General features: G+C 65.3%; 6 protein-coding genes. All 6 read right to left on the bottom strand.

Going from position 1 to position 7227, the window contains the following annotated elements:
- Window positions 1-19: 19 nt before the first annotated feature.
- From tsaD to acpS, 6 genes are read right to left on the bottom strand one after another with little or no spacing between them, the layout of a single operon-like run.
- A complete protein-coding gene (gene tsaD / locus H6A21_RS05210; RefSeq protein ID WP_204560997.1) occupies window positions 20-2449 on the bottom strand; it encodes a tRNA (adenosine(37)-N6)-threonylcarbamoyltransferase complex transferase subunit TsaD in 2430 nt (809 codons plus the stop codon).
- A 59-nt stretch (window positions 2450-2508) separates the two neighbouring features.
- On the bottom strand, window positions 2509-3018 hold the full coding sequence (tsaE, locus tag H6A21_RS05215; protein WP_204561005.1) for a tRNA (adenosine(37)-N6)-threonylcarbamoyltransferase complex ATPase subunit type 1 TsaE: 510 nt from the start codon (window positions 3016-3018) through the stop codon (window positions 2509-2511).
- A gap of 2 nt (window positions 3019-3020) precedes the next feature.
- The gene (locus H6A21_RS05220; RefSeq protein ID WP_204561007.1) at window positions 3021-3680 is read right to left on the bottom strand and encodes a uracil-DNA glycosylase; all 660 of its coding nucleotides are present in this window, start codon (window positions 3678-3680) and stop codon (window positions 3021-3023) included.
- Window positions 3681-3689: 9 nt separating this feature from the next.
- Complete coding sequence (gene alr / locus H6A21_RS05225; RefSeq protein WP_204561009.1) at window positions 3690-4841, bottom strand: alanine racemase; 1152 nt, start codon at window positions 4839-4841, stop codon at window positions 3690-3692.
- 2 nt (window positions 4842-4843) lie between these two features.
- Complete coding sequence (locus tag H6A21_RS05230; RefSeq protein ID WP_204561011.1) at window positions 4844-6460, bottom strand: NAD(P)H-hydrate dehydratase; 1617 nt, start codon at window positions 6458-6460, stop codon at window positions 4844-4846.
- Window positions 6438-7001 carry a holo-ACP synthase gene (gene acpS, locus H6A21_RS05235; RefSeq protein WP_204561012.1) on the bottom strand — a complete coding sequence of 188 codons (564 nt, stop codon included), beginning with the start codon at window positions 6999-7001 and terminating at the stop codon, window positions 6438-6440. Before acpS ends, H6A21_RS05230 begins: the two co-directional genes overlap by 23 nt.
- Window positions 7002-7227: the final 226 nt, after the last annotated feature.

Here is a 7227-nt window from a genome sequence, read left to right on the forward strand (position 1 = left end):
ATGAGGACACGCCCCTTCCCTACAGCGTCATATTCGGATCGGCATCGATGTCGAAGCCGGAGAACTCCCCACGCAGGTACTTTTCGCGCGCAACGACCGCGATCATCGCGGCGTTGTCGGTACAGGCCCCCTGCGGCGGCACCGTGACGCGGATGCCCTGGCGCGAGAGCTTGCGGATCATCATCTCGCGCAGATGCGGGTTCGCCGCGACGCCTCCGCCGATGCAGTATTCCTTCGCGCCCGTGGCGTGCAGCGCGGCCTTCGCCTTCTTGTACTGCACGTCGAACACGGCGGCCTCGAACGACGCCGCCAGATCGGGCAGATGCAGCGGACGGCCCGCCTTGTTCTCCTGCTCGATATAGAGCATGACCGCCGTCTTCAGGCCGGACAGTGAGAAGCGGTAGTCGCCCTTGCGGTTGAGCGCACGGGGGAACTCGATCGCGTGGGGGTTTCCCGTCTCCGCCAGGCGCGAGATGATCGGGCCGCCCGGATATCCCAGGCCGAGTGCCTTCGCGACCTTGTCGAACGCCTCGCCCACCGCGTCGTCGAGCGTCTCGCCGAGCACCTCGTAGTCGCCCCAGGCGCGCACGTGCACGAGCATCGTGTGGCCGCCCGACACGAGCGTGAAGATGAACGGGGGCTTCAGGTCCGGCGTGGTGAGCAGGTTCGCATACAGATGGCCCTCGAGATGGTTCACGCAGATAAGCGGGGCGCCAGCGGCAAAGGCGAAACCCTTGGCGAACGCCACGCCGACGACGAGCGCACCCACGAGGCCCGGTCCCTGCGTCACGCCGACAGCGGCGAGCTCACGGGGCATCAGCGGGCCCGATGCGAGCTCAAGCGAGCCGGCTGCCTCCTCGAGCGCCGCATCGACGACGCCGACGATAACCTCCACGTGCTTACGCGACGCAATCTCGGGAACGACGCCGCCGAACCGTGCGTGGAAATCGATCTGGGTCGACACCTGGTTGGCGAGCATCGTGCCGTCGGCTGCGATGATGGCGACAGCCGTCTCGTCACACGAGCTCTCGATAGCGAGCACGGGCTGCGCCCGGGCGATAGCTGCCCGCTCGGCCTCGGTGCGCTCGGGCACCGGCGCGGGCCACACGCGCTTTGCAGCCGCCGTCGGCTCCGGAGACGCCACATCGACGGGCAGCACGAGCGGCAGGGTCGCGCTCATCACGATCGCATCGCGCCCGGCTCCGTAATAGCCGCGGCGCACGCCCGCCTCTGCAAAGCCCAGCGCCTCGTACAGGGCGCGCGCTGCGGCGTTATCGGCCTCGACCTCGAGCGAGGCGGTCTTACAGCCGAGCATCTGGGCATCGTAGCTCACGTGGGCGAGCAGCCTGCGCGCGATACCCTGACGGCGATAGGACGCGTCGACCGCGACATCGAGGATCTGAACGTCGCAGTCGACCACCATACCGCCCGCGATGCCGATAAGCTCGCCGTCGTCGTGTGCCACCCACCAGGAACGCGGCGCCGCAACGCCCTCCGCCAGCTCCTCGAGAAACATCGTGGGCGTCCACGGCGTGTGCCCCGCGCCCGCAAAGCAGCGCACCTCCAGGTCCGAGGCCGCCTCCGCATCCGCCGCCCCCATGGGGCGCAGCTGCAGATGCCTGCCGGCAAGCTCATCTGCCACGCCGGTCGTATCGACATGCGCGCTCTCGGCCAGCCCCAGTCGACGCCGCTCGTTTTCCTCCGCATCGGACAGACGCGTGTAGATGGGGAGCACGAGCGCCGGATCGCCATCGCGATCGAGCGGCACCGACCCCATCGTCGCGGCGGCCGCCAACAGCAGCCCCTCACCCGTCGGCCACCATTGCTCGCGGCTCACCGCATGCGCCGTAAGGCCGGCAGCCTCGAAACGCGCCCCGTAGCGCACCAAGCCGTCACCTGTGAGCTGAAGCTCGCCCGCCTGCGGCAGCGCCGACCACTCCTCCACGGCAACCTGCGCCTTCACGACGCGCTCGCGCTCGAACTGGCGGTGCGCCCCCTCATCGTCGAGCCGATAGAGCGCCGGATAGACCTCGCCGCGCATCGCGTCGGCGGCGACGCCCACCGAGCCGCGCACACCGGCCGCCCACGCGCGCCACGCCGTCGCATCGAGAGTAGAGACGCCGTGCAGGGGGATATTCGCGCCGCGCGCCAGGCCCTTCGCCGTCGAGATGCCGATGCGCACCCCGGTAAACGAGCCGGGGCCGCGCCCGACGAGCACCGCGTCGACGTCATCCATCGTCTTGCCGACATCCTCGAGCACCGTCTTGACGGTATTCACCAGCTCAACGTTCGCGTGGCGGCGGCAGAGGTGATCCGCCGACGCCAGAACCTCGATGCGCGCATGCTCATGGGCGCCTGCTGCGGGCGTCCACCACGCCACCGCGCAGGCAAGCATGTCCGTCGAGGTATCGCAGGCTACCACCAGGTAGCGGTCACAGTTGAGCTCCATCGTATCCATCTCGTTCCAGCCGCCCGCGGCGACATCTCCCGTAGAACAAATTGCGCGGCTCACGCCTCGACGCGAGCGCACACCGCCCGATCGATTGCGTCCACCAGCTCCTCGGCGCGCGCCCCATGGGGCTCCAGCACGATATCGCGCGCCTCCGGATCGTCCTCGATCCGCACGAGCGTGACCGAGAGGAACCCATCGGTCAGTTCGTCTTGAAACTGCTCGCCCCATTCGAGCACACAGACCCCTTCGTAGCCGAGCACGTCGTAGATGCCCGTATCCTCAAGCTCGTAGGCGTGCTCGAGGCGGTAGAGGTCGAAGTGGAACAGCGGGATGCGCCCGCCATCGTGCACCGCCATCAGGGAAAAGGTTGGGCTGGTCACCGGATGCCCATCGCCCAGACCGGCCGAGATGCCCTTGGTGAGGTGCGTCTTGCCCACGCCCAGGCCGCCCGTCAGGACAAGCACGTCGCCCTCGACAAGCTCATCGGCGACAAGAGCGCCGAGGTCGATGGTATCCTCCTGCGACGCGCTCCGATAGCGGCCCGGCGCTATGCGAATCAGGCTCATGGCTACTCCTCAGCGCGCGGCAGGGCTTCAGAATGCTCCGTCGCCGGTAGGACCGTGCCGTCGGCGGGATGCCGCGCAAGATAGTCTCCCAGCATGCGGAAGTCCTCTTCCAGCAGCTCCTGCCACGCCGGATTGCGCAGCGCCGCCGCAGGATGGAACGTCGGCATGACCACGAAGTGGCCCATCTGATGGAACCTGCCGCGCAGGCGCGTGATACCCGCCTCGGTCTTCAAGACGAAATGCGTCGCGGGATTGCCGAGCGTCACGATGATATCGGGCCAGATGCTGCGAATCTGCTCGCGCAGAAACGGCGAGCACGCCAAGACCTCATCGGCCTTGGGGTTGCGGTTTCCCGGCGGACGGCACTTCAGCACGTTGGCGATGTAGATGTCCTCCCGCCTGAGGCCCGCCAGCGACAGGATGCCGTTGAGATTCTCGCCAGCGCGGCCCACGAACGGCTCGCCCTGCAGGTCCTCGTTGCGCCCCGGCGCCTCACCGACAAACATCACCCGCGCGTGAGGGTTGCCGACGCCGAACACGATCTTGGTACGCGTCTCGGCAAGCTGACACAGTCGGCAGTCGCCCAGAACCGCGCGGATCTCCTCGAGCGTAACCTCGCGCGGCTTCTGCCGGTCATGTCCCGGAATGTGCATGACACCCATGGCGCCCCCTTACGTGTAGATCTTCTCGAGCCGCATGCCGAACCCGCACGCAACCTCATAGCTGATGGTCCCGCGCAGGCGCGCCATCTCGTCCATAGTGATCTCGTTGTCGCCGTCGCGGCCGATGATGGTCATGATGTCGCCCATCTCCGCCTCCGGCACCTGCTCACGCGACGTCTGCGTGATCGCCACCATGAACTGATCCATGCAGATATTGCCGACCTGCGGCACGCGCGCACCGCGGAACAACACGTCCATGCGGTTCGACAGCGTCCGCGCCAGACCGTCGGCATAGCCGATGGGCAGTGTGCAGATCTGCACCCGCGCACGGGGGACTCGATAGGTGAACCCGTAACCGACGCCCTCCCCCATGGCAGGATGGGCGGTTCTCGTCACGCGCGCCCGTACGCTCATGACCGGCTCCAAGGGGAAGATGGGGCGCGTCGCCTCGCAGGGCTGCAGACCATACAGGCCGATGCCGGCGCGAATCATATCGTAGTGCGTGCTGCGGTCGAGAATGGCGGCTGCCGTGTTGTCGCAATGCACGACGCCGCACGCGAACCCCGCGTCGCGCATGGCGGCGACCGCCTCGTCAAAGCGCTTGCACTGCAGCTTGTAATCCCATCCGTTGGACTCATCTGCCGTCGCGAAGTGCGTGAAGACGCCGTCGCACTCGATGCCGCGGTGAAAGTCGATCTCGCGGCGGAAATCGAGCACGTCCGCGTAGTGCACGCCGATGCGATTCATGCCCGTCTCGATCGCCATGTGATACTTGCCGACCACGCCGAGACTTACCGCGCGCTCACCGTAGGCAAGCGCGAACTCCGACGTGTAGATCGATGGCATGAGTCGATGCTCGAGCAGCGTATCGATCGCGCTCAACGGAGGCTCGCTCAGAACGAGAATGGGTTCGGTGATGCCCCCCTCGCGCAGCGTCACGCCCTCGTTCACCGTCGCCACGGCGAACATATCGGTGCCCGTCGCATGCATGATCTTCGCACACGGAACGGCGCCGTGACCGTACGCATCGGCCTTCACCACGCAGCACAGACGCTGACGCGGCCCGAGCAGGTTCTTGAACGCCCGCACGTTGCGACGCAGGGCGCCTTGGTCGATCTCGACCCACGCCCAACGCGTCGCAGGCTCCTTACGCAACGGCATGGCTACTCAGCCTCCCCGTCACCCTCAGCGCCGAGGCCCTTGAGCGCCTCGTTTTCCACCAGCTGCATCGCCTCGCCGATGAGGTCGATCAGATCGGTCGCGATCACGCTCCGGTCACCATACTCGGCAGCGGCTGCAAAGCCGGTAAACGAGTGGACGGTGACGGCATAGGCCGCCAGCAGCTCCCAGCAGTCGACCTCGCCGTGGCTCATCGCGACCGTGCCGGCGAGAATGCCGGCGAGCACATCGCCCGAGCCCGCGGTCGCCAAGCTTGCGGGACCTGCCGTCGGAATAAGCACCTTCTCGACACCGACGACCGCGGTCGTCGCGCCCTTTGCGACGACGACGAGGTTATCGGATCCCACCGCCCATTCAATCTGCTGGGCGGCATCGATAGCGGAACTCAGGTCGTCGACCGGCACGTCGCCCACCAGGCGGGAAAGCTCACGATGATGGGGCGTGAAGATGAGCGGCGCCTCACGGCGATACAGCTCGGGCGTCTTATCGATTCCACCGATCGCAAGGCGAGACAGGCAGTTCAGCGCATCGGCATCAAGGACCAGCGGCACATCGAGCTCAAGCAGGCCCGAGGTGACCTGCATGCAACCGGCAGCCGTCGTCATGCCGGGGCCGCACAGAACGCAATCATACTTTGCGGCCACATCGCACACCACGGAGCGCGCCGCAGCGCCAAACGAGCCGCGGGAATCGGAGGGAACCGAAATAACGGGAACAGACGGCAGAGCCATGCGAATAAGGTTCGCGCATGCATCCGGGGCGGCAACGCTCACATAGCCGGCCCCGGCGCGCGCAGCCGCCTTGGCCGCCATAATCGCCGCACCAGGATAGCGCGCCGAGCCGCCCACGACGAGTACGGACCCGCGGGAATACTTGTTGACATTAGCGGGCAGAGGGTCCATGAAGTCGATCAGGTCAGCAGCTTCGACGATCTCGGCGGCATGGTCGACATCGCCAATAACCTCATCAAGCCGATCGTAGAGCTCCCCGCACACCAGCTCGCCAACATACTGGGGACCATCGGCGCTATAGAGTCCGATCTTCGGGGCAATCATGGTCGCCGTCTTGTCAGCGCGAACGCAGCAGTCCTCCACGACACCCGTGACGGCATTCAGGCCGGACGGGATATCCACGGAGATGACGCGGACCTGGGCCTCGTTCAGCGTGGGAATCCAAATGGAGAACGGGGCGCGCACCGAACCATGGAACCCCGTGCCGAAGATGGCATCGATGGCAAGATCGGCCTTCACCAGCAGAGCCGCCAGCTCGTCACGCGAGGGCCCGACAACCACGGTGACGTCACGCCCAGCCGTCCGACGCGCAACATGGCGCGCAAGTGCACTTTGAATCTCATTGGGCTCGACCGGAGTCACCACCACGACATGTGCGCCGCGCTGCTGCAAAATATCCGCCGCGACCCAACCATCACCGCCGTTGTTGCCGAAACCGACGAGAACGACGACCTCATGCGGATGGTAGGTCTGAGCAAGCTGGGCGACAAACTCTCCCGCATGCTCCATAAGCTCAGCTTTCGACGTGCCCTCGCGCTCGATGATGTTCTCAAGCGTGGTGACCTCTTCAGTGCTCAGAATTGGCTTCATCGATATGCTCCTGTCCGTAAGACACGGTGTCCGCGTCAAGGGCTTCTAATTCATCGATCTGGATGCTCTCGAGTTCATCAAGCACCGAGCGGGCATCTCGAAACGATTGGGCAATACGGGCTTTATCATCCTGCTTGGAAGGTTTTGGCTTCGGACGCGCATCGGACGTAATCGCCATGGCGTTTGCGATCGCAAGATCGCTCGTGAAGGAAAGCGAAAGGGCGACCTCGACGATACCCTTTTCTTCAGCAATCTCAAGAGCGCGACCGGTGAGAATCGCACAGGGCTTGCCGTATTTATCCCGGGAAACCGTTACATCCTGACGGCCGACACCCTGCCCAAACCCTGTTCCCAAGGCCTTAAGCACGGCCTCGCGTGCAGCAAAACGACAGGCATAATGAGCCGCTGGGCGAGACGATCCATCGCAGTAGGCGCGCTCTTCCTCAGTAAACAACCGAGCGGCAAAACGAGGAGTGCGCTCAAGGATGCGTTCCATGCGAGGAATTTCGACGATATCGACACCGATGCCGGCTTCCGCCATGCTACAACCTTTCAAGCGTATACAAACATACAGATACTTATTGTAGCCATAACGGATTAAAGTACAGAGCCATCTAGTTCAAGTTCCGGGAAGTCCCACGTCCCGTTAACGAGAAAGGGGGCGGGGCCCCGGGGGAGATGCTCCCCCGGGGCCCCGCCCCCGCGTGGAAACGCCGTCCACCGGTCAGCGGCGCCCTGCTCTCCCACGGGCTTCCCCCGCAGTACCA

The organism is Collinsella tanakaei (genome assembly GCF_016902615.1).
In the GTDB taxonomy this organism is placed as follows: Bacteria; Actinomycetota; Coriobacteriia; order Coriobacteriales; family Coriobacteriaceae; genus Collinsella; species Collinsella tanakaei_A.